This window comes from Micromonospora craniellae (assembly GCF_014764405.1).
In the GTDB taxonomy this organism is placed as follows: Bacteria; Actinomycetota; Actinomycetes; order Mycobacteriales; family Micromonosporaceae; genus Micromonospora; species Micromonospora craniellae.
The window spans coordinates 3,191,107-3,214,935 of sequence record NZ_CP061725.1; the positions used below are offsets into that span (position 1 = coordinate 3,191,107).

The following is a 23,829-nucleotide window of genomic DNA, read 5'->3' on the forward strand; positions in this document are numbered from 1 at the left end:
CCTCATTGGGATAGATCTAGGTGGCTCAGGATATCCCAGGCCAGCTCATACGTGCCGGCGGCAACAAATCTCTGCCTTCGGTTCATCGCTCGCGCGATATCGGGCAATGACTGCAAGTTGTAGTCCAGGGAGATTGGCTCACCTGCAAGGTCGAGCACGGTGCCACCGGCCGACTCTAGGATGTAGTGCCCCGGAGCCAGGTCCCAGATAGCGAATCCTTTGGCGAACTCCAGTACACCTTCGGTGAATCCTGCGGCGATGTGGCAGAGGCTTACTGAGCCGAAGTCAACCCCGATCCTACCTCGACGCTTGCCGTCCTCAGCCGCCTGGTCCAAGGCGCTAATCAAGCGTTCTTGGCGACTCAGGGGAAGAAGGCGTTCGCCTGGGCGCATGAGGAAGTTTGTGAGTAGCGACTCTGGCAGACTCTTCCGGGCTGGCTGGCTCAGCCTGTAAAAACCTCCGTCTGCGGTGTACGCGTAAGCGTAGTCCCTGCCGTCGTCGTGCCGAGCCGCGACGTAGAGCCGGACGTGGTGATAGATATCGCCGACTACTGACACAATCGGCCGCGCCAGTGAGCGCGAGTAGATCATCACATGCGTATATCCAAGAAGTCCACGTACGGCCAACTCACTGGTGTCGAGTGGGTCGACAAGGACGCACAGGTCCGGATCCCTCTCGTTGCCGACTACCTGTGGATCTGCCTCCTCGGATGCATACACGAACGAGTCGATGTGATGGGCCATCAACTCGCGATACCTATCATGCATCCACATGTCATGAACTGAAAGGAAATTGTCAGAGTGGCGTACATTATCGCTCTCTCCGGCATTTCCGGAAAAGGCGGCCTCCATCAGCTTGGGGCGAATCTCAAGGATGAGAGTTTCCACTACATCCGCTGCGCTCTTGGCAAGCTCAGGCAGGTGGGCTGCGTTACTCACGACACCTCCGACGATGGTCAGCGTAGTTCGAGGGGTGGCTCAATGCCGGGTGGGCTCATCGTTGCGGCTATGAACACAGCTGAAAAGTCGGCCGCCCGCATGATCTGTGCGCCCGTTAGGTCGTCGAAGCTCGTCACTTCCAGGTCCGCGCCTTTGGTCATTGCACCGAACACGGCAAAGTAAAGCAGGGCGCCCGGGTGCCTTCGCCGAATTTCGCTGGCGATGAATCCGACCACGTCCGCATGCTTAACTTCGAAGTCGCAGATGAGAATCGTAGGTGCTTCACCGGCCTCCGGATACGAAGAAGTTGGGTCAAGGGTAATGCTGTCGCGTACCTTGTTGCAACGAAGGTAACCTATAGGGCAGCGGGAAAACTGGGCGGAAGCAAGGAAGGTGGCCATCACCAGGCCTGCCTCGTTGACACCAAAGCAGATATCCACCTCAAGGCGTCTTCCCAGGTTCTTTATTTGCCTTATAAGCCTCTCGATCCCGAAACCGAAAGTGCTCCAGTCGAGATCTAGCAGGTTTCCGGGATGGGGGTTCGGTAACGAGAAGACACAGATCTCAGGGTTTCCGTAGTCGACGGTAGGGGCGACGAGGTTGAAGTCGGGGCCAACGCTCTGACTTGGACTGTCAGTCTGCCGGATAGGGTGGAAGGCTGGACCGATGTTTGAATTCGGAGATCCCTTCTCTTTCGCCGAGAAGCTCTTTAGTGAAAGCTGATCCTCTGGAGGGAGTCGTTCGTATGCCTCCGAGATCAGATCGCTGGGCGAGATCTTCTCGACAGCCACCCCGAGCGGTCCCCGGCCATATGCTTCGGCGAGGACTAGAAGACTGGAGAAGGTCGGCGGCGAGCCCGCCCCCCGGCTGCGTGCCCAGGTTTCCCACGCATTGATGGTTGTTCCGCCGAGGGTTGTCTGATAACCGGTCATCTCGTTATAGCGAAGTGCCGCCTGGTCCTGGGACAGCCCGGCCGCATAGCGGTACGCCTGAATGCTAGGAATCTCTGGATGTCGACTCATCAACTCGGCAGCTACCGTCTTCACGGATGCCGTTTCCTGCCACAGCTGCTTGCCAAGGCGGGCCAACTCGCGACCGCGCGACTGAGGGCTGACGGCTTGACCAGTAGATGTAGAAGTGCCCATGTTGCTCCCTCCTGGCAGGTGCGGGGCGCTAGCGATGGACGACGATCCAACGCACCATACCCATCCGGATGGGCAAGACGGGCGCGCTGACGCGTTTGTGCTGTTCAGCGTTGCCCACAGACCAGTCCGGCTATGGCCACCGAAACAGGTGTGTCGCGCATCCACGAGCTGAAACCCTGTCCTCCACGCCGTCAGGGGCGATGCGGTTGACGGATAGCAGCTCCAGCGGGCAGGGCTGCGTGAAGGGCGGATGCGATGGACGAGAGGGGTGGGCTGACCGGCAGCCGACCGTCCTGGATGCGCTGTGTTCAAGGGCGGCAAGATGCCTGACCTTGAGCCACTACAGGCTTCTGCACCCGAAACGCATCATCGTGCGGCCGACTACTTCTGGTCTCACCTTGAGGACCGAAGCGTGCGCTTTCTTCCGTCGGGCTTGGCGCCGATGTTCTTCTCGACGTTTTCGCAGCTTGTCGCTGGGACGGGCGATCCGTCGGGGAGGCGGGCGGCGCTTGCGGTACTGGGTCGAATGTATCGACGGTTTGGTCTTCAGCCGTACCACGAAACCTGTGTCGCAGCGGCGATGGTGGATACGGTGCGTCGGTTCGCAGATGACAGGTGGGACGCAGCTCTGGCCGTCGCGTGGGATCGAGGTTGTCGGCGAGCGTTGCGGTTGGCGGAGCGGGCGGCGGACATGGTGGGGGATGGGCCTCAGGTCGCGGTCGGTGAGGTTGAGGCCCGGGTCTCATGGTCCGACGGTGTGGCGGTGTTGACGGTGCGGCCGATGCGGCGGTTGCGGTATCTGCCTGGTCAGGCGTTGCCGGTGTGTACGCCTCGCGTGCCGGGGGTGTGGCGGTGGTTGTCGCCAGCAAATGCTCCTCGCCCGGATGGAACGGTGGAGTTCCACGTCCGGTCGGTGGCGGATGGCGCGGTGTCGCCGGTGCTGGTGGATCAGGTTGCGCAGGGGGAACTGCTGTGGTTGGGGCCGGCATGCGACCTCGGGCTGTCGCTGGCGGATTCAGCGGGAGCTGATCTGCTGTTGGTGGCTGGAGGGACAGGGCTTGCTCCGTTGCGGGCGTTGGTGGAGCAGGTGGCGGCAGCACCGACCGGGCAGCGGGTGACCTTGGTGGTCGGATCACGCACTCTGCTCGACCTGTACGACGCGGTGGCGTTGGACAAGCTCGCGTCCGCGCATCGCGACTGGTTGACCGTGGTGTTGGCATTCTCCGACGATCGTGACGTCGAGCCTGCCGCGCAGGGCGACGTGTTGAGCGTGGCGGTGTATCACTACCGGAGCGGCCAGGCGGTCTATGTCTGCGGCCCACCGCAGATGATCAAAGCTGCCCGGCAGCGGCTGCTGCTGACCGGGGTCGCCGGTGACCGTCTGCACCTGGCTACCACCTTCGATCGCGCCCTCGATTCGGCGGTGTGGGTGAGCCGTCAGCGGGCCGCGTCGCGCGGGCCGCTGGCTGCCCGGGACGACGACGCGGAAGGCGATGGTGTTCAAGGATCTTCGGGGGAGCTGTCATGCGATTGATGAACTCTGGTGTCCGTCGCGCGACGGACGACGATTTTGAGGGATTGTCGGCGCTTGTGGGCGACGCGCTGTTGACCAGCCGGTTGAGTGCCTGGCTGGTGTCCGATCCGATCGAACGGCCGAGGGTCGTGCGGCGGTACGCGCAGCTTGTCGTGGCGCAGGGGTTGGCCCACGGCATGGTCGAGACGACCGATGACCTTGCTGGAGTGGCGGTGTGGTACTCGCGGCCCGCGCCACCGCCGCCGTCGGCGGCGTGGATGTATGACCTCCATCGGATGCTCGGCGTGCACGCTGCCCGGTTCGGTCTGCTGCACGCGTACGTCGACGCGGTGCACCCGTACACCGCGCATCACTACCTGGCGCACCTGGCGGTGACTCCCGGCCGGCGGCAGACGGGTGTGGGTGCGGCGTTGCTGGCCCGCCACCACCGCCTGCTCGACGCGGAGCAGTTGCCGTCGTATGCGGAGGTGAGTACCGACCGCCCTCGGGAGGGGCTGCTCGCCGGGCTGGGCTACGAGCCGCGATCACCGATTCTGCTTCAGCCGGGTGGTCCGGTGCTGTGGCGGATGTGGCGGCAACCCGTGCGCCCTGGACAGCCGGACGAGGCGGGCGGAGATGGGTTGCCGCGACGGGTCCGTGTCCAGCGCACCGCGATGCCGTTTCGCGGCGCGGTGAGGCTGGCGGCATCACCGCGTTCCCCGTGATCCACGTGTTCTGACATCACCTTGTTCACCTGCTGGCGCGTCGTCTGTTCGCCCAGCGGGGCAGTGCGTCGTACCCAATTTTCGACAGGAGGGTTCTGCTCATGCTGACCATGACCAGCCGTCCCGCTGCCATGTCCGCCCGGCGACGGCGGCCTGTCAGGTGGCGGGCCATGCGCCTTGGCGTTTCGAGTGCCGCCGGTGCCGTCCCGGAGACGGGAGGCGGCACCTCGACGGAGTGCCTGTGGGGTTACGCGATCCGTCGTGAGTGGCCCGGCGGCGAGCATGACCTGTTCGGGTTCACGGCCGACAAGGACACCGCGCAGCGGAACCTTGCCCGCGACAAGAGCTACTGGCATCACGGCCCGGTGCGGCCAGCGGCGGTGTCCGTCGTGCCGGCCACCGCCGCCGACGTGGAGCGGCATTCGGTGGACGGCTGCCGCAGCTCGTGGTGCCCGAACCAGCCGGGGCGGGGGGAGTCGCGGTGACGGCGCAGGTGCAGGTGGCGCTTGCGCGTCGGACGCTGACACCGGTCGGGTTGTGGGTGTTCGGGGCGGCGGCGTCGGCCCGATGGTGGTCCTCGCCGGCGGTATCCCCGCGATCTACGCGACTACGGGTGTGATCGCGGTGCCGTTGACGTTTGTGCTGGTGGCGTGCGTGGTGGCGTTGCTGGCGGTGGGGTACACGGCGATGGCCCGTCAGGTCGGGCATCCCGCCGCCTACTACGGCATCCTCGCTCAAGGGCTCGGCCGGGGTTGGGGTGTGGCCGGCGGCGTGGTGGCTCTGCTGGCCTACAACGCGATCCAGATCAGCCTGTACGGCCTGCTCGGGGCGACCCTCGCCGCCCAGTTGGGCGGGGCCTGGTGGGTGTGGGCGGGTATCGCCGTGGCCCTGGTCGGGGTGCTGGGAGTACGGGCGATCGTGCTGTCGACCCGGGCCCTGGCGGTGGTGTTGGCGGTGTCGCTGCTGATCGTCGCAGTGTTCGTGGTGGCAGGTGTGGGACGGCCAGCAGATGGTGGCATGTCGTGGGCGGGCTTCGACGCCTCCGGGCTGATGGTCGGCGGTGTGGGCGGGGCGGTCGCGTTCTGCGTGGCGGCGTTCACCGGTATCGACGCGCCCGGCTCCTTTGTCGAGGAGGCCGTCGATCGGCGTGCGGTCGGCCGGGCCACGATCGTCGGGGTGCTCGTACTGGGTGGGGTGTATGCCGTCGCCGCGTGGGCGATGGGGGTGGCGGTCGGTCCGTACGCCGTCGCCGAGCTGGCCGCCCAGCCGGACAGTGACCTGACATCGGTGATCCTCGGACGGCTCGGTAGCGGGTGGGTGGCCGTGGCGGGCGTGGTGTTGATCTTCGCGATCGTCACGTCGAAGCTGTCGTTCCACTCGGTCATCGCACGCTACGTGTTCGCCATGGCCCGGGAAGGAGTGCTGCCCACCGGCCTCGCGGGCGCGGACAGCGGCACGCGGGTTACCGCACCGCGTGGCGGTTCGGCGGCGCAGACGGTCGTCGCCTCGGTGGTGGTGGCGGGGTTCGCGGTGGCCGGGGCCGACCCGGTCACGCAGGTGTTCACCTGGCTGTCGAGCCTGGGCGCGCTGGGTTTGCTGTGTCTGCTGCTGGCCGCGTCGCTGGCGGCGCTGGCCGCCCCGGACCGGGTCCGGGGTGAGCGGGCCGGGGTGTGGCAGTGGCGGGTCGCGCCGGTGATGGGCGTGGTCGCCGGGTCGGTGGTGCTGGTGGCGATGGTCGGCAACGTCGGGCCGCTGCTGGGTGCCGCGCCCGGGTCGCTGTTCCCGCTGCTGCTACCCGCGATCGTCGGTGCCGCAGCAGTCGTGGGTGGGATGTGGGCCGCGCATCTGCGCCAGGCCCGGCCGGACGTCTACGCCGGTATCGGGCGCGGCACACCGGTCACGAACGCCGTTCCCGACGCCATCCACGTCTCGATCTGACAAAGGGGGCGACGATGATGACCTACGCACGACGACCGGCCGGACCCTACGGTCCGCCAGATCCGTTGCACCCCGGATGGCGGCCGGAGTCGACCGCCGACCTGCGGCCTCCCGCCGGGTATGAGCCGCCGCCCGGCTACGGTCCCCGCCCTTCCGGCTACCAACGCCCACCGGACCCGCCGCCGCCCGCACCCCCGCCCCCGCCCCCGCCTGTGGGCGAACCGGACGACGAGGCGGTTCGCCGAGCCAACGCGCGGTGGGCGGATCTGCGCAAGCAGGTGGTGTTCCGGTCCAAGCGCCTCAGCTCCGGGCACCTCATCGAAGCCGACCAGCGCTACGGCACACGACACGCCCTCGGCCCGCACGCCGTCATGCTGTTCTTCACCACCCCGGTGCCGACCGAGCCGCAGGGGTACCGGCTGCACACCGCGTGGCGGCTGTTCCTGTCCGCACCCGAGTCCGACGACCTGCCCCGGATGCTCGCCGACCTGACCAGGATCGCCGCGACCAACATCGCCCACACGGCCGCCACCGGCCATCGGTGGCATCCACTCGGGCCGGAACGGTCGATGGTCAACGGCGGTGACATGGCCATCGGCCCCGACGCCGCCTACGTCGGTGTCGGGGTAAGCACCCTCGACTCCGACGACGGCCGCTGGTATCAACTCGCCCGCACCCTGCGAGAGCCGTCCGCCACCGGCCACCGCCGGTCAGCCTTCGACCTCAAGGGCCGCTGCTACCTGCTGCTGACCGACGGCACCGCCATCGACATCGACCGCAACCCGCACGCACCGCTGCACTACGACGGCATCCGCAGCAGCAAACCCCTCGATGCGGACCGGCCGACCCACTGGCACAACCCGCACGCAACCCTGACCGAGCAGGGCGACCACACCACCCGCGAGGTGTGGCGGCACCTCACCGCCCTGCACCACACCCTCACCGGCCACCTCGACCGAGGGCCGGCAACGTGACCCACACCCACACCTTCGACCTGGCCGTCGCCGCGGACCTCAGCCGGACACCGATCGACGTCACCGCCGTCCTCGACCACCTCATCCACACCGCCGACACCGCCGCGGCGACGAGTATCGGCTACCCGGGCGCCGTCGACCTCGACCACACCGCCGTCATGACCCGCCTCGGCCACTGGCTGTGGAACAACATCGGCGACCCCAGCGACACCGGGGGAGTAGCACACACGCGGGTCCTGGAACAGGCCGTCATCGCCTGGGTCGCCGATCTGCTGCGCATGCCGGTCGAGGACCGGTGGGGTTATGTCACCACCGGCGGCACCGAGGGCAATCTGTCCGCTCTGCACGCCGCCTACCGGCGGTGGCCGACCGCCCGCATCTACTACTCCACCGCCGCCCACTACTCCGTACCGAAGATCGTGGACATGCTCGGCGCCTACAAGGTGGTCGTGGCGGCCCGCCCGGACGGGGAGATGTGCTACGACGACCTGGCCGCGCAGCTGCGAAAACGGCGACGCTGGCCGGCGATCGTGGTCGCCACGGCTGGCACCACGTTGACCGAAGCTGTGGACGACACCCGCCGCATCCGCGCGATCCTCACCGAGTACGGCATGGCGGGGCATCTGCACGTCGACGCCGCCCTGTCCGGCATCCCGCTCGCCCTCGACGGGCAGCTACACCTCGATGATGCCGGCGGCATCGGCTCCATAGCGATCAGCGGCCACAAGTTCCTCGGTGTCCCCACCCCCTGCGGAGTGGTGCTCATCCGCGACAGCATCCGCACACCAGCCCGGCCGCAGGTGGCCTACACCGCCGCTACCGACACCACCATCACCGGCTCCCGCTGTGGGCTGGCCGCCGCGCTGCTGTGGCACGCCATCGCCCTGCATGGCCGCGAAGGGCACTGGTGGCGGGCCGCCGAAGCCCGCAGCACCGCCGCGTACGCCGTCGAACAGATCCGCGCGACCGGCTGGGCCGCCTGGCGGTGGCCGCACGCCTTCACGGTCGTTCTACCCACCCCACCGGAATCGATCCGCCGCAAGTGGCTCCTGGCCACGGACGGCACGGTCAGCCATCTCATCTGCATGCCCGGCATCACCCGAGGCCAGATCGACGCGCTCGCCGCCGACCTCGCCACCGCCATCACGACACCCATCCCACGCCCCCGCACCCCCAACGTCACCACCATGCCCTGACCACCGGACCGACGCTCACGGAGGCGAGGCGACATTCCATGGCGACCGGCTACGTCCATTACGCCCGCCGTCGGCCCTGGCCTGAACTGGCCGCATCGCTGACATCCCGCATCGAAGGGGATCCCGTTGTTCATCGCGATCACTGGCCCTACTGGAGTCGGAAAGACCACGCTCGCCACTCGTCTGGCCGCCCGGTTGGACGCGACGCTGATGCTCGATCCGTTCGCCGACAACCCCTACCTGCCGCAGCTGTACGCCGAGGCCGAGCGCGCCCCCGATGATCTCGCCCTGAAGGTGGAACTCACCTTCATCGCCCTCCGGGTCGCGCAATTGCGCCAGATCGAGATGATCACCCGGGCTGGTGGTCGGGTCGTCGCCGATTGGTCGATGGTGCAGCAACGCATCTTCGCCGCCGAAACGCTGCCCGCCGCCGACGCGGGCCGGGTCGCACAAACCTGCGGCATCTGGTCCACCGACAGCCCGAGCCCCGATGTGGTGATCGGGTTGACCGCGCCTCCATCGACGCTGTTGCACCGCGTCAAGCAGCGAGGCCGAGACATGGAGACCGCCGTGTCCGAAGCCGATCTCGCTGCCCTCAACGAGGCGTTCCAGCGCGCCTTCACTCCTCACGTCATCCACCGCGACGGCAGCACGTTCGACGCCCTCAACGACGCGGACCTCGACGAGCTGATCGCCCAACTCACCGGATCGGAGAAGCCGTGACCCAACCCGCTCTCGCACACCAGGGCATCGCCGTGTGCCCGCCCACCACACGCCTGATGATCACCGGACCCGGCAACGTCGAGTTGATCTCGGAGAACCTTCCGCCGCTCGGCCCGACCGACGTGTACGCCCAAGCCGTCGTGTCCGGCATCAGCCACGGTACCGAAATGGCCTGGGTGCGAGGCTCGGCCGCTGCCCTGCACCGCTCGTGGCTGCCCGAGCAACGCCTGTTCACCAGCGGAGCGGGACGGGACTACCCAGTAGCACCCGGCTACGAGACCATCGCCCGCGTCACAGCGGTTGGCAGCGCTGCCCGTGATCGGATCGCGGTGGGAGACCTGGTAGCGCTGGACCGCCCACACGCCACCGGCCATGTCGTCAGCGTCGACACCGCCGAGGCGGGTCGCCTACCTGCCGGCATCGACCCAGAACGGGCCGTGTTCTTCATCCTTACCCGCGTCGCGCTCGGCGGCGTCCACGACGCCGGCATCCACATCGGTGACACCGTCGTCATCGTCGGCCTCGGCACGGTCGGCCTGATCGCCGGGCAACTCGCGTATCTGGCCGGCGCACGCCGCGTCATCGGCATCGACCGCTACCCCATACGCCTGGAAGCCGCCGAATCACTTGGCATGACCGCCATGCACACCGACACCGAAGCCGACGTCGCCCACCTGGTCCGCAAGCTGACCGGCTCCGCCGGAGCCGACGTAGCCATCGAGGCATCCGGCTCCTACGCCGGGTTACACGAGGCCATCCGCTGCGTCCGCGTCGGTGCGACGGTCTCCACCGTCGCCTCGTACCACGGCGATCAGGGCGGTCTGCGGCTCGGCGAGGAATACCACCGCAATCGCATCACCCTCGTCTCCTCCATGACCGTGAACGGCTGCCCCCAGCGCACCCACCCCGCCTGGGACCCTCCGCGGCTCAGCGCCACCGCCCGACAGCTCGTCACCGACGGACACGTCCGCGTCGACGGGCTTATCACCCACCGCATCCCATTCAGCGACGCGCGCACCGCGTACGGCCTCATCGACACCCGACCCGAGGAGACGATCAAGGTGGTGCTCACCTATGACCACTGACACCGCCTACGACCTGGACCACCCGGTCGACGACCGGTACTCGCCACCACCCTGCGGGGAACTGGAGGAGATCCGCGCCGTCCTCGACGACGGCCGCCTCTCCGGCGGCGCCCAAGTCCTGCCCCTCTACGAGCGCGCCCTCGCCGCTCGCTTCGGGGCCGCCCGCGCCATCGCCGTCAACTCCGGCACCTCAGCCCTCCACGCCGCACTCGTCGCGTTCGACGTCCGCCCCGGAACTGAGGTGCTCGTCCCCGCTACCGCCCCGCTGCCCACCGCGATGCCGATCCTCACCTGCGACGCCACCCCCGTCCTGGTGGACACACTCCCGAACTCCCTCGCTCTGGACCCCACCGATCTCCAACGGAAACTCACACCTCGCACCCGCGCGGTGATCACGCTGCCCCTATGGGGCTACCCGAACGACGAACGAGCCATCACCGGCCTGCTCGCCGACGCGGGCATACCCGTCATCGAAGACGCCGCGCAGGCCCACGGCACCCGCATCGCCAACCAGCACGCCGGCACCCTCGGCCAGGTCGGCTGCTTCTCCACACACGACCGCAAACTCCTGTCCACCGGCGAAGGCGGCTTCGTCCTGACCAACGACCACGACCTCGCCGACCGCATCGACCACTACACCCACCTCGGCCACCTACGCGGCGGCCACGGCGTCAACTACAAACTCGCCGGTCCCCTCGCAGCCATCGGCCTACGTCGGCTGGCCCGCCTCGACGCGCAACTGGCACAGCGCCGCCGCAACGTTGAACGCATCCTCACCGCCCTACCCGCCGCAGGACTGCTGCGCGAACTGCCCTACGGCGTGCAGGACAAACCCAACTACTACAACCTGGTCCTCATCGCGACCGCACGCCAGGCCGAGATCGCGGACGCCTTCCACCGCGCAGGGCTACCCCCGGACTCAATCCGGTGGCGCTACCAGCCCCTCTACCACCAACCCCTATTCCAGCCCTACGCCACGGCCTGCCCCAACGCCGAACACCTCGCAACAGCCACCATCCAACTCCCCGTTCACCCTCAACTATCGGAGGCGACGGTAGCGTGGATCGCCGACCAAACCGCCCGAATCACCCAGGGAGAAACCCCAGCATGATCCGGCACTTCACCAGCTCAGCGATCGTCTTCAACAGCACGGGACAAGTCCTCCTCGTCCACCACAACAAGATCGGACTGTGGCTGTACCCGGGCGGACACATCGACCCCAACGAAGACCCCGCCGAAGCCGCCCTCCGCGAAGTCGTGGAAGAAACCGGCGTCGAAGCAGAGATCCTCGCACCCGAGCCGTTCCGCCACCCGGCCGTACGCAGCATCCCCCCACCCTTCGCGATCATTGAAATGGACATCGATGATCGGAAGGTCGGTCCTCACCGGCACATCGACTTCGTCTACATCTGCCGCACCCACAACGACACCCTCAACGCCCAAGTCGAAGAAGTCGCGAACGCCGCCTGGTTCGACGTAGCAGACGTCGCCGAACTCACCGCCCCAAAGGAACTGCCGTCCCTCATCGCCGAGGCCGCCCGACGAATGCCGCAACTCGTCTGACGCGGTACCTCGACATGAAGTGCCCTGGCGTTTAGAGAGGCCAGGGCACTTCGCTGTAGTGCGATTCGCCTATATAGCGCGTGCCCGAACATCCGCGGCCGGGAGCCTTCTACCCGCGATGCCGCCTACGGCTCGCCGAGCGGCTGACGGGTTGTTTCGCCCGGCACAGCCTCGAAGACGGTCAGTAACGATAGCCCTGACGGTCCATGGGCGTGTGCTGGTTCGAGGGTTGGGCGTGGAGCCTTCCTGGACTATCTTGAGCACGGCGGCCCACGCGGACGCGGCCGGTCTGATCATGTGGGATGTCAGCGTGGATTCCAATCGGGTCGATCGACTACTGCGCCGCTTCGCGGCTTCCCACCGGGTAAGCGGTCCGCCCAGTTGACGGCCAGGACCAGCCAGTGCAGTTCGGCCATGTCAGGCCGGGAGCGGTGGAGCTACGAGACGTCGAACAGGCGTAGGCCGTCGTACTCGGCGAAGTCGGCGTAGTCCTTGCTGTTGAAGGTTGCCAGCGGCAGGCGGTCGACCAGGCAGCAGGCTGCGATCCAGGGGTCGTTCGTCGGGCGGGGGCGCCCGCGATGCTGCGCACGCGCCTGGAGGTGCCCCCAGGTCGTCGCCACCGACTCATCGAAGGGCAGCACCACCACGCCGGATCGCCACTGTGCGAGGTCGGCCAGCTTGCGCGGCCCCCCAGCTCCGCAGCGCGGTCCACTTGGTCAACTCCCCGAGCGTGACGAACGTGATGCACAGGGTCTTACCCGCTAAACGGGCACGAAGCCGGTCGTGCAGCCGACCTCTCACGATTGCCGACGCAACGTCGGTGTCCAGGACGACCGGGCTCACGCCGCGCTGGCCCGCCGAGAGGCGTACAGGTCGGCCAGGAATTCGTCCAACTCGTCGTCGGACTCGAACAGGTCCGGCCGAGCCAGGTCATCGACGGAGGCGACCGGCCGCACACCCTGACGACGGGCCAACTCCTCCACCGGCACATGCTCAGCGGTCGGCCACTCGGGCATCCGCTCCGCATTGCTCGACATCACGACTCACCTCCTCCTCCACCACACACCGCCACTCATTGTCGCACGCTTAGCACCGACACCACCCTCACTCAAACGCGCGGAAGGCCAGCGACAAGGCAAGGCGGCCCGCAAGCGGGCCGGGCCGTACGGAATGTCCGGGTGTAAGAACTAGGGGTCGGCACCAGCGTGAGCATTTCATCGGGGTGAGGTTTTTGCTCCGAGCTGCTGATCTCAAGTCGGGTTGAGGTTCTAGGCTCGGTCTGACCGATTTTCGGCACGAAGGAGGGCGGCATGACCGTCGTCTATCGAGTGGACAAGTTCGACGTCCCGGAACCCGCACGCACGGAGTTCTGGCGACACGTACGACGGACTCACGCGATCCTGCGGGATCAACCGGGATTCCTCGACGATGCCCTGCTGGAACAGCACTCCGGCCCGGGTCGCTTCAACGCAGTCACCATCGTGCGGTGGTCGTCCGCGGACGATCTGCCCTCGGCCCGTGCTGCCGTGCAGGCGGCGCATCGCGCGGAGGGGTTCGAGCCGGCTGCCTTCTTCACGACGGCCGGTATCGAGGCGGACCTGGCGAACTATGTGGAGACCGAGGCCTGATGCGCGACGCCGGGCCGGGAAAGCAGTGACGATCATGGGATGTGGCGGACTTCTACGCTGCCGTCCATGACTGATGGCGAGATCTGGCGGCTGATTCACCGGGACGAGGTGGTCGCCGAGATCGAGGTGCGGAGCCGTGACTTCCCGTGGACGTATGGGCGGCTTCGTCCGCTGGCGGGGTTCGAGCAGCTCCGTCCGCTCTTCGTGGCGCGGAACGCCGCTCTCGACGCGGACGACGACGAGGCCATGATGCGGATCGACGACGAGATCGGGGCTGCCCTCACCCTGGCCCGCCCGGATGGCAGACGGGTCGCCGAGTTCCTGTTGAGCGTCGAGGGCGACGAGGCCGGGTTCCGCTGGCTGGACGAGCCTGTCACGGACGAGTAGACGTACCTCCCGGTGCTTGTCGGGTTGTGGTCTTACGGTGGGCGCATGGTCGAGATTCTGCTGTTCCACCATGCGCAGGGGCAGAAGCCGGGGTTCCTGGCGCTGGCCGACCGGTGGCGGGCCGCCGGGCACACCGTGCACACCCTGACCTGTACGACGGTGCCACCTTCGGCACTGTCGACGAGGGGGTCGCGCACGCCGAGTCGATCGGGTTCGGGGAGATCATTCGGCGCGGGACGGCGGCGGCTGAGGCGCTGCCCGAGCGGATCGTCTACGCGGGCTGCTCGCGCGGGAACCTGCCGGCGGATATCGACGGCGCGGAGCTGTATCTCTACCCCGGTGCCGGGCACCTCTTCGCGGATGCGGGCGGCGTCGACTACGACGAGCCGGCCGCCGAGCTGCTGATCGGTCGCACGCTGGACTTCCTCGCCCGGCTCGGCTGAGCCCGCACGCTCGCCCGGCTCGGCTGAGCCCGCACGCTCGACCGGCTCGGCTGAGGCCGCAGGCCGGTCGCCGTACTCTGGCGATCATGAGATTCGGCATCGTGATCCTGCCCGACCAGCGGTGGTCGGTCGCCCGCCACCGGTGGCAGCAGGCGGAGGAGTGGGGCTTCGACCACGCCTGGACGTACGACCACCTGGGCTGGCGGGATCTGGTGGACGGCCCGTGGTTCGACTCGATGGGTACGCTGACCGCCGCCGCGACGGTGACCTCGCGGATCCGGCTCGGCACGCTCGTCGCCTCCCCGAACTTCCGGCATCCGGCGGCCTTCGCCCGGCAGGTGACCTCGCTCGACGACGTGTCCAACGGGCGGGTGCTGCTCGGGCTCGGCGCGGGCGGCATCGGCTTCGACTCGGCGGTGCTCGGCGGCGAGACGCTGCCGCCGCGACAGCGGGTGGAGCGGTTCGCCGAGTTCACCGAGCTGCTCGACGCGATCCTACTCAAGGACGGCACGACCTGGCAGGGCGACTGGTTCACGGCGGTGGACGCGCGGAACAACCCGGGCTGCGTACAGGAGCCTCGGGTGCCGTTCGTGCTGGCCGCCAACGGTCCCCGGTCGATGCGGCTGGTCAGCCGGTTCGGGCAGGGCTGGGTGACCACCGGCCCGGACGCCGACGACCTGGGTGAGTGGTGGGACGGGGTGGCCGCGCTGGTGGCCCGGATGGACGCCCGGCTCGCCGCCGACGGGCGTGACCCGGCCAGCCTGGGCCGCTACCTCTCGCTGGACTCGGCACCGGTCTTCTCGCTGAGCAGCGCGCAGTTCTTCGCCGACCAGGTGGGCCGCGCGGCGGAGCTGGGCTTCACCGAAGTGATCACGCACTGGCCCCGGGAGAGCAGTTGGTACGCGGGCGACGAGGCGGTGCTTGTCGACGTGGCCAACCGCCTGCTGCCCGAGCTGCGCGGCCGAGGCCGCTCTGTGTCCCGTACGCGCCCTCGTCGCCTCGGCTGACCAGCCGGAAGCGTACGCAGACGATCTCGGTGTCGTCGGTGACCGGCGTGCCGAGCCGGGCCCAGTAGGCGGCGTGCCCGGCCCGCCACTCCTCGACGGAGCGGTCGCCCTCCCCCTCGGAGCGGGCGAAGTCCCAGGTCACCTCGGCGAAGCGGGTCACCTCGACACCGGTCACCTGGACCACGGCCACCAGGGAGTCCTGGTCGTCGACCACGACCAGGCGTTCGCCGACGTGCTCCAGTTCTTCGCGCTCCTCGGCGTACTCGGTGAGCAAGCCGGCGGTGGCGGTCTTCACCCCGCCCAGGACCAGGGTGTTGAGCCTCGCGCGAAGCTCGCCGGGCGTGCCGAGGGCGAGGGTACGTAGTCCGCCGACGCGTGGCCACATGACGCGAGGTTACCGGCCGGGGTGACGGGTTCCGGTGGGTTCTCGACGGGTGGAGAGTCCGCGTGGGAGCGGTACGGTCGATGCCCGACGAACGAGGAGATGTCGATGGCGGACCGACGCGCGGTGCTCATTCCCGGACGCGGCTACGACACCCGGTATCCGCTCTTCCTCTATCTGGGCGAGGCGCTGCGTCGACTCGGTTTCGGGCTGCACGGCATCGCCTGGCAGGTGCCGGAGGACTTCGATCCCAACACCATCGGCCGGTGGGTCTGCGACGAGGTCGCGCCGACGCTGACCGAGCGCACCGACCTGCTGGTCGGCAAGTCGCTCGGCTCGCTGGCCGCGCCGCTGGCGGTCGAGCGGCGGCTGCCCGCCGTCTGGCTCACGCCGCTGCTGCACCGGGGCGAGGTGGTCGACGCGCTGCGCCGGTCGACCGCGCCGTTCCTGCTGGTGGGGGGTACGGCCGACTCGTCCTGGGACGGTGGGATCGCCCGCCGGTTGACCCCGCACGTGCTGGAGATCACGGCTGCCGACCACGCGCTGATGGTGCCCGGGCCGCTGGCCCGGTCCGCCGAGGTGCTCGGCAAGGTCTGCACGGTGGTCGAGGATTTCGTCCGCTGACCCTCCCGGGCCGGCGGCGGGTGCCGGCTTCCGGCGGCTGGTGCTCGGCGGTGGCGGCTGTTCGCCGGCTGGTGTTCGGCGGTGGTTTCCCGGCGGCGGCGCGGCGGGGTTCGGTTGCTAGCAGGGGACCCCTGCTATGCACGAGGCGTTAATAAGGTGCCCTTCCTTTCACAAGTCGGTGCTGGTGAGCAGGCCGGTTACGCGGAGTTCGGCGCTCAGCGCCGGTGCGCAATCGACCACCACCGCAGAGGTGCCCACCGGTTCGGCGCCGCGCTTGGTGCAGATGTCGTAGAGCGCGCGGACCTGGGCGGCGGTGGCCACCCAGTCGTCCACGACCAGCACGCGGTCGCCGTGGCCGAGGTGCCGGTCGCGGACGGCCAGGTCGACCTGCCGACCCCGGAAGTCGGGCGGGCTCTGCGCCCAGGTCAGCGGCCCGGCGGGCAGCCGGCCGTCGCCCGCTTTGTGTGCCGCCACGAACCCGACGCCGAGCGCGGTGGCGGCCAGCGGCCCGAGCAGGAATCCGGTGACGGCCGGGGAGACGACCACGGTGGGCCGCGCGGACCGGAACGGTGCGACGAGCGCGGGACCGAGAGTGGCGAGTACGTCGGGGTCGCGCCACCAGCCGGAGATGTCACTGACCAGGTGGCTCGCCCCCGGACCGGGGTCGATCCAGCGGAACAGCTCGACCAGGCGGGCTCTCAACTCGGCGGACATCCCCTCATCCTGCGGCACACCGTGCCGACGAAGGCAGCGCCAGCCCGTGCCGACGAAGGCAGCGCCAGCCCGTGCCGACGAAGGCAGCGCCAGCCCGTGCCGACGAAGGCAGCGCCAGCCCGTGCCGACGAAGGCAGCGCCAGCCCGTGCCGACGAAGGCAGCGCCAGCCCGTGCCGACGAAGGCAGCGCCAGCCCGTGCCGACGAAGGCAGCGCCAGCCAGTCGCGGCGGGACCAGCGCCAACGCGCCTGCTGAGAGGTCGGCGCCAGCCCGTGACTGCGGGGGCCGGCTGGCCCACCTCGGATCGGATGATCGGCTTCACGTATCGCCTCAATTGCGGTCATACCAGCATGATCACGTTGACGTCGGATGTGCTTCTCTCGTTAGGGTCCGACCCGATTTGCTCTGCCGAGGAAAGGACCGGGCCGGTGACTGGTAGGCACTCTCGTAACCGCAGGATCACCTCGCCGGCCGGGTTGACGGCCACGGCGGTGCTCGCCGTCGCCCTCGCCGTCGGCGGGACGGTCGGTGCGGTGCGCCTGTCCGGCGACTCGGAGCCGGCCCGCCCGACCGCGATAGACCTCCCGACCATCCCGGACGCCACCGACCCGGCGACCGGCTCGCCGAGCGCGTCGCCGAGTGCCAGCCCGAGCCCGAGCGCCAGCACCAGTGCCTCGCCGAGCGCCACGGCGAGCCCGACGCCGGCCCGGACCACGCAGGCGCCGTCGCGGAGCAAGTCGCGTACGGCCAGCCCGACACCGAAGCCGACGGCCACGAAGACGACCGCCCGCCCGGCGGTGGACACCGGCTCCTGCGGCGCCTCGTTCTACTGGCAGGGCCAGATGACCGCCAACGGTGAGACGTTCAACCCGGAGGCGATGACCGCCGCGCACAAGACGCTGCCGTTCGACACCCGGGTACGCGTGACGAACCCCGCCAACGGCAAGTCGATCACCGTACGCATCAACGACCGGGGGCCGTTCATCGAGGGGCGCTGCCTGGACCTGTCCCGTGCCGCGTTCGCCAAGATCGCCTCGCTCGACCTCGGCCACATGCAGGTGCGCTACGAGGTGCTGGGCTGAGCCCGACCGGGCGGCGATCGGTGCGCGAGGTGATCCTCGCGGCCAGATCATTCTCGTCCGACGGGTCAGGTTCATTTTTTCGTTCACGTCCATCGGGCATGCTGTCCGGTGTACGCACGCAACTCCTCCAGCCGGGCCGCAGCCGGCTGAGCCCCGGATCCCGCGCCGGCCTCGGCGCGGCCCTTGTCCTGCTCGCGCTCGTCTCCGCCGTCGAGTTGGCGGACGGCCGGGCGGCGAACTACATCGCGTTGATGGTGGCCGCCCCGTTCCTGGCCGCGGCGCTGGCGTCCTGGCGGATCGTGCTCGGCGTCGGTGCCGCAGCCTCCGTGCTCGGTGCTTCGTTCGCGCTGGCCGAGGAGAACGTCTCGCTCTCCACGGCCGTTGCGGTGGCCGGTATCGCGCTGGGCACCGGGATCGCCGCGGCGGTGGCGGCGGTACGCCAGCGACAGGCCGAGCAGATCGCCGAGCTGTCGAAGCTCGCCGCAGTGGCCCAGCAGGCGGTGCTGCGTCCGCTCGGTCCCCGGGTGGGCACCCTGTCGGTGGCCGGGCGGTACATCTCCTCCACGGCGAAGGCGGAGATCGGTGGCGACCTCTACGAGGCCATCGACACCCCGTACGGCGTACGCATGATCATCGGGGACGTACGCGGCAAGGGTCTGGAGGCGGTCCGGCTGGCCAGCATCGTGCTGGGCTCCTACCGGCACGTGGCGTACGAGCGGTCGGACCTGCGCGGGGTGGTCGCGGACCTGGACCGGGCGGTGGCCCGCAGCGTGGGTGACGAGGACTTCGTCACCGCCGCGCTGGTGGAGGAGCGGGGCGGCACGCTCACCATCGTGAACTGTGGACATCCGGCGCCGTTGCTGCTGCGCCGGGGCGCGGTGATCCCGCTCGAACCGCCCGCACCGGCACCGCCGTTGGGCTTCATGCCGGTGGTCCGGCCGAGGGTGGAACGGCTGGAACCCGGCGACCGCCTGCTGCTGTTCACCGACGGGCTCGGCGAGGCCCGCCGGGACGGCGAGTTCTTCCCCACCGCCGACCGGGCGTGGCGGCTGCTCGGGCACGGCACGGTGGGCGACGGTCTGGCCTCGCTGGAGACCGCCCTGGTGGAGTGGGTGCACGGCCGGCTGGACGACGACATCGCCCTGGTCCTGATGGAGTACACCGGCTCGCCCGGCGGGGCGACTGCGGCGGTGCCGAGCTGGGAGGTCGGGGCGGCCGAGAGCTGACCCCGGTCGGCGGCGTCCGGCCGGGACCTGAGCTGGCCTCCGAGGTCGGGCGACGACGTCTGGCCGGTACCTGAACGGCAGGTGTGTAATCCCTGTCACTTCGGTATGTGGGTTGTCGCTGCCTACCTGCGAGTAATAGAGTCAGTGGTTACTGATCGGTAACACCTGTCCGGAAGCGGGGCCAGCGACATGACCCACTACAAGAGCAACCTTCGGGACCTCGAGTTCAACCTGTTCGAGGTGTTCGGGGCGGACCGGTCGTTCGGCCAGGAGCCGTACTCCGAGCTCGACGTCGACACGGCGCGGAGCTTCCTCGCCGAGATGGACCGCCTGGCCCGCGAAGACCTGGCCGCCAGCTACACCGACGGTGACCGTAACCCGCCGGTCTTCGACCCGGCCACCCACACCGCTCCGCTGCCGGAGTCGTTCAAGAAGTCGTACCGGGCGTTCATGGAGTCCGAGTTCTGGCGCCTGGACCTCCCCCCGGAGCTGGGCGGCACCAACGCCCCCCGGGCACTGTGGTGGGCGCTCGCCGAGCTGGTGCTCGGCTCGAACGCCCCGGTCTGGATGTACGCCTCCGGCCCGTCCTTCGCGCACGTGCTGCACGTCGAGGGCACCGGGCAGCAGAAGAAGTGGGCCAAGCTCTTCATCGACCGGCAGTGGGGCTCCACGATGGTGCTCACCGAGCCGGACGCCGGCTCGGACGTGGGCGCCGGCCGCGCGCGGGCCATCCCCCAGCCGGACGGCTCGTGGCACATCGAGGGCGTCAAGCGCTTCATCACCTCCGGTGACCACGACCTGAGCGACAACATCGTCCACTACGTACTGGCCCGTCCGGTCGGCGTGGAGGGCGTCGGCGGCCCCGGCACCAAGGGCCTGTCGCTGTTCGTGGTGCCGAACTACCACTTCGACGGGGACAGCGGCGAGCTGGGCGAGCGCAACGGCGTCTTCGCCACCAACGTCGAGCACAAGATGGGCCTCAAGGTCTCCAACACCTGCGAGCTGACCTTCGGCGAGCACGGCGTACCGGCCAAGGGCTGGCTGCTGGGCGACAAGCACGACGGCATCCGGCAGATGTTCATGATCATCGAGTATGCCCGGATGCTGGTCGGCACCAAGGCGATCGCCACCCTCTCCACCGGCTACCTGAACGCCCTGGAGTACGCCAAGAACCGGGTGCAGGGCGCCGACCTGGTCCAGCAGTCCGACAAGAGCGCCCCCCGCGTCACCATCACCCACCACCCGGACGTCCGCCGCTCGTTGCTGCTGCAGAAGTCGTACGCGGAGGGGCTGCGCGCCCTGGTGCTCTACACCGCCTCCTGGCAGGACAAGGTCGCCCTCGCCGAGTCGGCCGGTGACGAGAAGGCCACCAAGCTGGCCAAGCGGGTCAACGACCTGCTGCTGCCGCTGGTCAAGGGCGTCGGCTCGGAGCGGGCGTACGAGATGCTCGGGCACGAGTCGTTGCAGACCTTCGGTGGCTCCGGCTTCCTCCAGGACTACCCGTTGGAGCAGTACGTCCGGGACGCCAAGATCGACACCCTGTACGAGGGCACCACCGCCATCCAGAGCCTCGACCTGGTCTTTCGGAAGATCGTCCGGGACAACGGCAAGGCGCTCATGGTGGTCGCCGGGGAGATCCAGGAGTTCATCGCCACCGAGGCCGGCAACGGTCAGCTCAAGGAGGAGCGGCAGGCGCTCGGCAAGGCCCTCGCCGAGATCCAGACCATGCTCGGTGTGATGACCGGCTGGCTGGGCGAGGCGCAGGGCGGCGACGCCCGGTCCCTCTACAAGGTGGGGCTGAGCAGCCGCCGGTTCCTGCTGGCCCTCGGCGACGTGGTGGTCGGCTGGCTGCTGCAGAAGCAGGCGGACGTGGCGCTGAAGGCGCTGGCCGGCGAGGTCTCCGCGACCGACAAGGCGTTCTACACCGGCAAGGTGGCCGCCGCCCGGTTCTTCGCCCGCGAGGTGCTGCCCCGCGTCGGCGCCGACCGGCGCATCGTCGAGGGCACCGACCTGGACATCATGGACATCCCGGAGGAAGCGTTCTGATCCGGGTCGGCACCGTGCGGTGACGCGAAGCCGCAGCAAGGAGACAGCCGGTGGGGAATGTGCCCCACCGGCTGTTCCCGTTCGCGGCACGTCTCCTGCCCTCGGCGGGTCGCGGGGCCGCGGCCTTCGCGGTGCCAGGTCCGGGTGTCCCCACCCCGCCCAACGGACGCATCGGGACGGTCCTCGCGTCCGGGATTACCGGACCACCGCGCCGTGTGCCGGGTCGTGTTCACCGGTCGGCGGCGCGGGTAACCCCGCGGCGGACGGGTAACCGTCGCTGACCAGTCCGAGTACGCCCAGAGCAACCGCACGGGGGAGTGCCGCGCACATGGGCATTGGTAGTGGAATCTTCCTGATCGCGATCGGTGCGATCCTGACGTTCGCCGTCAGGGCCAACGTCTGGTGGGTCGACCTGCGGGCGGTCGGCTGGGTCTTCATCCTGGCCGGACTGACCGTGCTGCTCACCACGCTCTGGTTCTGGCAGGACCGCCGCAAGCGGGCCCGGACCCTGATCGTGGAGGAGAACCGGCTCTCCCATCCGACCGCAATGATGCCGCCGCCTCCCGACCCGCCGCCACCGACCGCGCCGCCGAGCTGATCGGTCCGCCGACCCGAGCCGGCGTCACCCCGACGGGTGGCGTCGGCTCAGGCCCTGTGTAAAAGCCCCTGGCCGGCCTGCGGCGGGCGCAGCCGACGACCGGCCGCATTGGGGATTCACGCAGGGCCTAGCCGCGCGCGGTGTGCCGGAGGTCGATCGGGGCGGTACCGCGTCCCAGTTCCGCCCAGGAGGGCACCGTGGGCCGGTGCCGCACCAGGTCGCTGGTGCGCAGCCCGTCTGGGTAGGCACCCTGCGGGTCGAGGGAGTCGGACAGCAGCGAGATACCGGGGTTGTGGGCGATCAGCAGGACGGTGCCGATGGACGGCTCGACCCGGCGCAGCAACGTCAGCAGGTCCTCCGGATGTGCCTCGTACGCGTCCGGTTCGTAGCGGACGATCGGGAACGGCCCGGCCGGACCGCCCTCCGCCGGCGAGCCGGTCATGCCCATCTCGACGTGGTGCCAGGTCTGCCGCGTCCGCAGCGCCGCAGAGCAGATCACCAGCTCCGGCAGCAGCCCGTGCCGGGCGAGCCAGGCGCCGGCCGCCGCCGCGTCCGCGCGTCCCCGCGCGCTGAGCGGCCGCTCGATGTCCGGGCCGTCCGCCGTGGGCTGTTCGGCCTTCGCGTGCCGTAGCAGCACGAGCATGCGTTGCTGTCCCGAGGCGTCCGTCATGCCACCAGCTTGCCCGATTGGCGATCTCCGTGCCGGGGTAAGTCCCTTGATGCCGCAACCTTATCCATGGCCGCGGCGGAGTGGATTGCAGCTTCGAGCCAAGGAGACGACGACATGGGTATCGGTGGCAGTATCTTCCTGATCGCGCTGGGCGCGATCTTCGCGTTCGCCGTGGAGGCGGAGATCGGCTGGCTCAACCTGAGCGTCGTCGGCTGGGTGCTGATGCTCGCCGGTGTGGCCGGCCTGATCGTCACCCTCTACTTCTGGAACTCGCGGCGCCGTCCGGTCGTCGCGCCGGTACGCGAGGAGCGGGTGGTAGCCGAGCGCCCCCTACCGGTGCAGGACAACCGGGTGGTGCAGGAGTACCGCGAGGTGCGCCGACCCGACCCGATGGTCTGATCTGCCCGAGACACAGCGGGGTGGCGGAACGATCTGCCACCCCGTTGTCGTTCCGCCCGCGTTCGCTCAGGCGAACAGCGCGAAGTAGATCGCGATGTGGTGGCAGATCGCCGCGACCAGCGTGCAGGCGTGGAAGAACTCGTGATGACCGAAGACCGTGGGCCACGGGTTCGGCCGGCGCAGCGCGTAGAAGACCGCCCCGACGGTGTAGATGCCACCGCCCACGGCGAGCAGCACCAGGGCGGTGACTCCGCCGTGACGCAGAATGTCCGGCAGCATTCCCACGGACACCCAGCCGAGCGCCAGGTAGAGCGGAGCGGAGAGCCAGCGTGACGCGTGCGGCCAGATCAGTTTCAACGCCACCCCGCCCAGGGCGCCGCCCCAGACCACCGAGAGCATGATCACGGCGGCGCGGGTCTCCAGCAACAGGACGCAGAACGGTGTGTACGTACCGGCGATGAACAAGAAGATCATCGAATGGTCCATCCGGCGCATCACCTGGTATCCGCGTGTCGACCACACTCGACGGTGATACAGCGCGCTGGTGCCGAAGAGACCGCAGACGGTGAGGCTGTAGACGGCGGTGCTGATCAGAGGTGTCCAGCCGGGGCGGGCAGCGGCGATCGAGCAGAGCACGATGCCGCAGACCAGTGCGACGAAGAACGCGTACGTGTGCAGCCAGCCGCGCATCCGGGGTTTCCCGATGTCGACCGGCTTGAGCCGGGGCCGTGCTGAGGTGGTCACGGCATCAGGTTACGACACCGTAGGTTACCTTCGGGTAGTGCAACGCGTCACGCCGTCCCACCAGCAGTCGACGCGCTGG

The 23,829-nt window shown here is 68.9% G+C and carries 26 protein-coding genes and 2 pseudogenes; 20 read left to right on the top strand and 8 right to left on the bottom strand.

Features of this window, described 5'->3' with window-relative positions; genetic code table 11:
- Nucleotides 1-2: 2 nt before the first annotated feature.
- A complete protein-coding gene (locus ID554_RS14240) occupies nucleotides 3-938 on the bottom strand; it encodes an inositol monophosphatase family protein (RefSeq protein ID WP_199489179.1) in 936 nt (311 codons plus the stop codon).
- Nucleotides 939-955: 17 nt separating this feature from the next.
- On the bottom strand, nucleotides 956-1,984 hold the full coding sequence (locus ID554_RS14245) for a helix-turn-helix domain-containing protein (RefSeq protein ID WP_147333446.1): 1,029 nt from the start codon (nucleotides 1,982-1,984) through the stop codon (nucleotides 956-958).
- A 790-nt stretch (nucleotides 1,985-2,774) separates the two neighbouring features.
- On the opposite strand from ID554_RS14245, the gene ID554_RS14250 reads away from it, so the two are divergent.
- The 10 genes and pseudogenes from ID554_RS14250 (at nucleotide 2,775) to ID554_RS14295 (ending at nucleotide 11,800) form a co-directional block, all read left to right on the top strand.
- Nucleotides 2,775-3,617 carry an FAD-binding oxidoreductase gene (locus tag ID554_RS14250; RefSeq protein WP_223884669.1) on the top strand — a complete coding sequence of 281 codons (843 nt, stop codon included), beginning with the start codon at nucleotides 2,775-2,777 and terminating at the stop codon, nucleotides 3,615-3,617.
- The gene (locus tag ID554_RS14255; RefSeq protein WP_223884590.1) at nucleotides 3,617-4,321 is read left to right on the top strand and encodes an N-acetyltransferase; all 705 of its coding nucleotides are present in this window, start codon (nucleotides 3,617-3,619) and stop codon (nucleotides 4,319-4,321) included. The genes ID554_RS14250 and ID554_RS14255 overlap by 1 nt, the downstream gene beginning before the upstream one ends.
- Nucleotides 4,322-4,491: 170 nt before the next feature.
- Nucleotides 4,492-4,806 carry a hypothetical protein gene (locus ID554_RS14260; RefSeq protein ID WP_117227973.1) on the top strand — a complete coding sequence of 105 codons (315 nt, stop codon included), beginning with the start codon at nucleotides 4,492-4,494 and terminating at the stop codon, nucleotides 4,804-4,806.
- A pseudogene (locus tag ID554_RS14265) lies at nucleotides 4,770-6,259 on the top strand (APC family permease). Before ID554_RS14260 ends, ID554_RS14265 begins: the two are co-directional and overlap by 37 nt.
- 212 nt (nucleotides 6,260-6,471) lie before the next feature.
- Entirely contained in the window at nucleotides 6,472-7,233 is a 762-nt protein-coding gene (locus ID554_RS14270) for a hypothetical protein (RefSeq protein WP_223884591.1), read from the top strand.
- Nucleotides 7,230-8,429, top strand: coding sequence for a histidine decarboxylase (locus ID554_RS14275; protein ID WP_117227974.1), 1,200 nt, complete (start codon nucleotides 7,230-7,232; stop codon nucleotides 8,427-8,429). Before ID554_RS14270 ends, ID554_RS14275 begins: the two co-directional genes overlap by 4 nt.
- Before the next feature lie 126 nt (nucleotides 8,430-8,555).
- On the top strand, nucleotides 8,556-9,152 hold the full coding sequence (locus tag ID554_RS14280) for a deoxynucleoside kinase (RefSeq protein WP_117227975.1): 597 nt from the start codon (nucleotides 8,556-8,558) through the stop codon (nucleotides 9,150-9,152).
- A gap of 56 nt (nucleotides 9,153-9,208) precedes the next feature.
- The gene (locus ID554_RS14285) at nucleotides 9,209-10,237 is read left to right on the top strand and encodes a zinc-dependent alcohol dehydrogenase (RefSeq protein WP_117228053.1); all 1,029 of its coding nucleotides are present in this window, start codon (nucleotides 9,209-9,211) and stop codon (nucleotides 10,235-10,237) included.
- Entirely contained in the window at nucleotides 10,227-11,348 is a 1,122-nt protein-coding gene (locus ID554_RS14290) for a DegT/DnrJ/EryC1/StrS family aminotransferase (RefSeq protein ID WP_117227976.1), read from the top strand. Before ID554_RS14285 ends, ID554_RS14290 begins: the two co-directional genes overlap by 11 nt.
- Nucleotides 11,345-11,800, top strand: a complete 456-nt coding sequence (locus ID554_RS14295) for an NUDIX hydrolase (protein ID WP_117227977.1) — start codon at nucleotides 11,345-11,347, stop codon at nucleotides 11,798-11,800. Before ID554_RS14290 ends, ID554_RS14295 begins: the two co-directional genes overlap by 4 nt.
- Before the next feature lie 437 nt (nucleotides 11,801-12,237).
- On the opposite strand, the gene ID554_RS31675 is transcribed toward ID554_RS14295, so the two are convergent.
- Nucleotides 12,238-12,447, bottom strand: a complete 210-nt coding sequence (locus ID554_RS31675; protein ID WP_233527417.1) for a PIN domain-containing protein — start codon at nucleotides 12,445-12,447, stop codon at nucleotides 12,238-12,240.
- A 192-nt stretch (nucleotides 12,448-12,639) separates the two neighbouring features.
- A complete protein-coding gene (locus tag ID554_RS14305; RefSeq protein WP_117227978.1) occupies nucleotides 12,640-12,837 on the bottom strand; it encodes a hypothetical protein in 198 nt (65 codons plus the stop codon).
- A 273-nt stretch (nucleotides 12,838-13,110) separates the two neighbouring features.
- On the opposite strand from ID554_RS14305, the gene ID554_RS14310 reads away from it, so the two are divergent.
- From ID554_RS14310 to ID554_RS14325, 4 genes are all read left to right on the top strand, one after another.
- Entirely contained in the window at nucleotides 13,111-13,428 is a 318-nt protein-coding gene (locus ID554_RS14310; RefSeq protein WP_117227979.1) for an antibiotic biosynthesis monooxygenase family protein, read from the top strand.
- A gap of 66 nt (nucleotides 13,429-13,494) precedes the next feature.
- The gene (locus tag ID554_RS14315; RefSeq protein WP_117227980.1) at nucleotides 13,495-13,815 is read left to right on the top strand and encodes a hypothetical protein; all 321 of its coding nucleotides are present in this window, start codon (nucleotides 13,495-13,497) and stop codon (nucleotides 13,813-13,815) included.
- 113 nt (nucleotides 13,816-13,928) lie between these two features.
- Complete coding sequence (locus ID554_RS14320) at nucleotides 13,929-14,258, top strand: hypothetical protein (protein WP_199489180.1); 330 nt, start codon at nucleotides 13,929-13,931, stop codon at nucleotides 14,256-14,258.
- Nucleotides 14,259-14,344: 86 nt separating this feature from the next.
- Nucleotides 14,345-15,265, top strand: a complete 921-nt coding sequence (locus ID554_RS14325; RefSeq protein ID WP_117227981.1) for an LLM class flavin-dependent oxidoreductase — start codon at nucleotides 14,345-14,347, stop codon at nucleotides 15,263-15,265.
- Between the two features lie 58 nt (nucleotides 15,266-15,323).
- Here the strand turns inward: ID554_RS14325 and ID554_RS31680 are convergent.
- Nucleotides 15,324-15,650 (bottom strand): annotated as a pseudogene (locus ID554_RS31680) (ASCH domain-containing protein); the annotation flags it as partial.
- Nucleotides 15,651-15,755: 105 nt separating this feature from the next.
- Between ID554_RS31680 and ID554_RS14330 the strand changes: the two are divergent.
- Nucleotides 15,756-16,271 (top strand): alpha/beta hydrolase, encoded by a 516-nt coding sequence (locus ID554_RS14330; protein ID WP_117228054.1) that lies wholly within the window; start codon nucleotides 15,756-15,758, stop codon nucleotides 16,269-16,271.
- Between the two features lie 168 nt (nucleotides 16,272-16,439).
- Here the strand turns inward: ID554_RS14330 and ID554_RS14335 are convergent, their stop codons facing one another.
- Entirely contained in the window at nucleotides 16,440-16,985 is a 546-nt protein-coding gene (locus tag ID554_RS14335) for a phosphoribosyltransferase (RefSeq protein WP_117227983.1), read from the bottom strand.
- Between the two features lie 428 nt (nucleotides 16,986-17,413).
- On the opposite strand from ID554_RS14335, the gene ID554_RS14340 reads away from it, so the two are divergent.
- From ID554_RS14340 to ID554_RS14355, 4 genes are all read left to right on the top strand, one after another.
- The gene (locus ID554_RS14340; protein WP_191088835.1) at nucleotides 17,414-18,067 is read left to right on the top strand and encodes a septal ring lytic transglycosylase RlpA family protein; all 654 of its coding nucleotides are present in this window, start codon (nucleotides 17,414-17,416) and stop codon (nucleotides 18,065-18,067) included.
- 98 nt (nucleotides 18,068-18,165) lie between these two features.
- A complete protein-coding gene (locus ID554_RS14345; RefSeq protein ID WP_117227985.1) occupies nucleotides 18,166-19,293 on the top strand; it encodes a PP2C family protein-serine/threonine phosphatase in 1,128 nt (375 codons plus the stop codon).
- A 189-nt stretch (nucleotides 19,294-19,482) separates the two neighbouring features.
- Nucleotides 19,483-21,339 carry an acyl-CoA dehydrogenase gene (locus ID554_RS14350; RefSeq protein WP_117227986.1) on the top strand — a complete coding sequence of 619 codons (1,857 nt, stop codon included), beginning with the start codon at nucleotides 19,483-19,485 and terminating at the stop codon, nucleotides 21,337-21,339.
- Nucleotides 21,340-21,667: 328 nt separating this feature from the next.
- Entirely contained in the window at nucleotides 21,668-21,937 is a 270-nt protein-coding gene (locus tag ID554_RS14355; RefSeq protein ID WP_117227987.1) for a DUF6458 family protein, read from the top strand.
- Between the two features lie 127 nt (nucleotides 21,938-22,064).
- Here ID554_RS14355 and ID554_RS14360 read toward each other — a convergent pair whose 3' ends face one another.
- A complete protein-coding gene (locus ID554_RS14360) occupies nucleotides 22,065-22,607 on the bottom strand; it encodes a SixA phosphatase family protein (protein WP_117227988.1) in 543 nt (180 codons plus the stop codon).
- A gap of 114 nt (nucleotides 22,608-22,721) precedes the next feature.
- On the opposite strand from ID554_RS14360, the gene ID554_RS14365 reads away from it, so the two are divergent.
- Nucleotides 22,722-23,006, top strand: a complete 285-nt coding sequence (locus tag ID554_RS14365) for a DUF6458 family protein (RefSeq protein WP_117227989.1) — start codon at nucleotides 22,722-22,724, stop codon at nucleotides 23,004-23,006.
- A gap of 66 nt (nucleotides 23,007-23,072) precedes the next feature.
- Here the strand turns inward: ID554_RS14365 and trhA are convergent, their stop codons facing one another.
- Nucleotides 23,073-23,750 (bottom strand): PAQR family membrane homeostasis protein TrhA, encoded by a 678-nt coding sequence (gene trhA / locus ID554_RS14370; protein WP_117227990.1) that lies wholly within the window; start codon nucleotides 23,748-23,750, stop codon nucleotides 23,073-23,075.
- Nucleotides 23,751-23,829 lie beyond the last annotated feature (79 nt).

Excerpts from the sequence above, each read along its gene's own strand:
- ID554_RS14250 (WP_223884669.1), top strand. The coding sequence starts at position 2,775 with ATGGTGGGGGATGGGCCTCAGGTCGCGGTCGGTGAGGTTGAGGCCCGG.
- ID554_RS14255 (WP_223884590.1), top strand. The coding sequence starts at position 3,617 with ATGAACTCTGGTGTCCGTCGCGCGACGGACGACGATTTTGAGGGATTG.
- ID554_RS14260 (WP_117227973.1), top strand. The coding sequence starts at position 4,492 with ATGCGCCTTGGCGTTTCGAGTGCCGCCGGTGCCGTCCCGGAGACGGGA.
- ID554_RS14285 (WP_117228053.1), top strand. The coding sequence starts at position 9,209 with ATGATCACCGGACCCGGCAACGTCGAGTTGATCTCGGAGAACCTTCCG.
- ID554_RS14290 (WP_117227976.1), top strand. The coding sequence starts at position 10,227 with ATGACCACTGACACCGCCTACGACCTGGACCACCCGGTCGACGACCGG.
- ID554_RS14295 (WP_117227977.1), top strand. The coding sequence starts at position 11,345 with ATGATCCGGCACTTCACCAGCTCAGCGATCGTCTTCAACAGCACGGGA.
- ID554_RS14305 (WP_117227978.1), bottom strand. The coding sequence starts at position 12,837 with ATGTCGAGCAATGCGGAGCGGATGCCCGAGTGGCCGACCGCTGAGCAT.
- ID554_RS14310 (WP_117227979.1), top strand. The coding sequence starts at position 13,111 with ATGACCGTCGTCTATCGAGTGGACAAGTTCGACGTCCCGGAACCCGCA.
- ID554_RS14315 (WP_117227980.1), top strand. The coding sequence starts at position 13,495 with ATGACTGATGGCGAGATCTGGCGGCTGATTCACCGGGACGAGGTGGTC.
- ID554_RS14325 (WP_117227981.1), top strand. The coding sequence starts at position 14,345 with ATGAGATTCGGCATCGTGATCCTGCCCGACCAGCGGTGGTCGGTCGCC.
- ID554_RS14330 (WP_117228054.1), top strand. The coding sequence starts at position 15,756 with ATGGCGGACCGACGCGCGGTGCTCATTCCCGGACGCGGCTACGACACC.
- ID554_RS14335 (WP_117227983.1), bottom strand. The coding sequence starts at position 16,985 with ATGTCCGCCGAGTTGAGAGCCCGCCTGGTCGAGCTGTTCCGCTGGATC.
- ID554_RS14345 (WP_117227985.1), top strand. The coding sequence starts at position 18,166 with ATGCTGTCCGGTGTACGCACGCAACTCCTCCAGCCGGGCCGCAGCCGG.
- ID554_RS14350 (WP_117227986.1), top strand. The coding sequence starts at position 19,483 with ATGACCCACTACAAGAGCAACCTTCGGGACCTCGAGTTCAACCTGTTC.
- ID554_RS14355 (WP_117227987.1), top strand. The coding sequence starts at position 21,668 with ATGGGCATTGGTAGTGGAATCTTCCTGATCGCGATCGGTGCGATCCTG.
- ID554_RS14360 (WP_117227988.1), bottom strand. The coding sequence starts at position 22,607 with ATGACGGACGCCTCGGGACAGCAACGCATGCTCGTGCTGCTACGGCAC.
- ID554_RS14365 (WP_117227989.1), top strand. The coding sequence starts at position 22,722 with ATGGGTATCGGTGGCAGTATCTTCCTGATCGCGCTGGGCGCGATCTTC.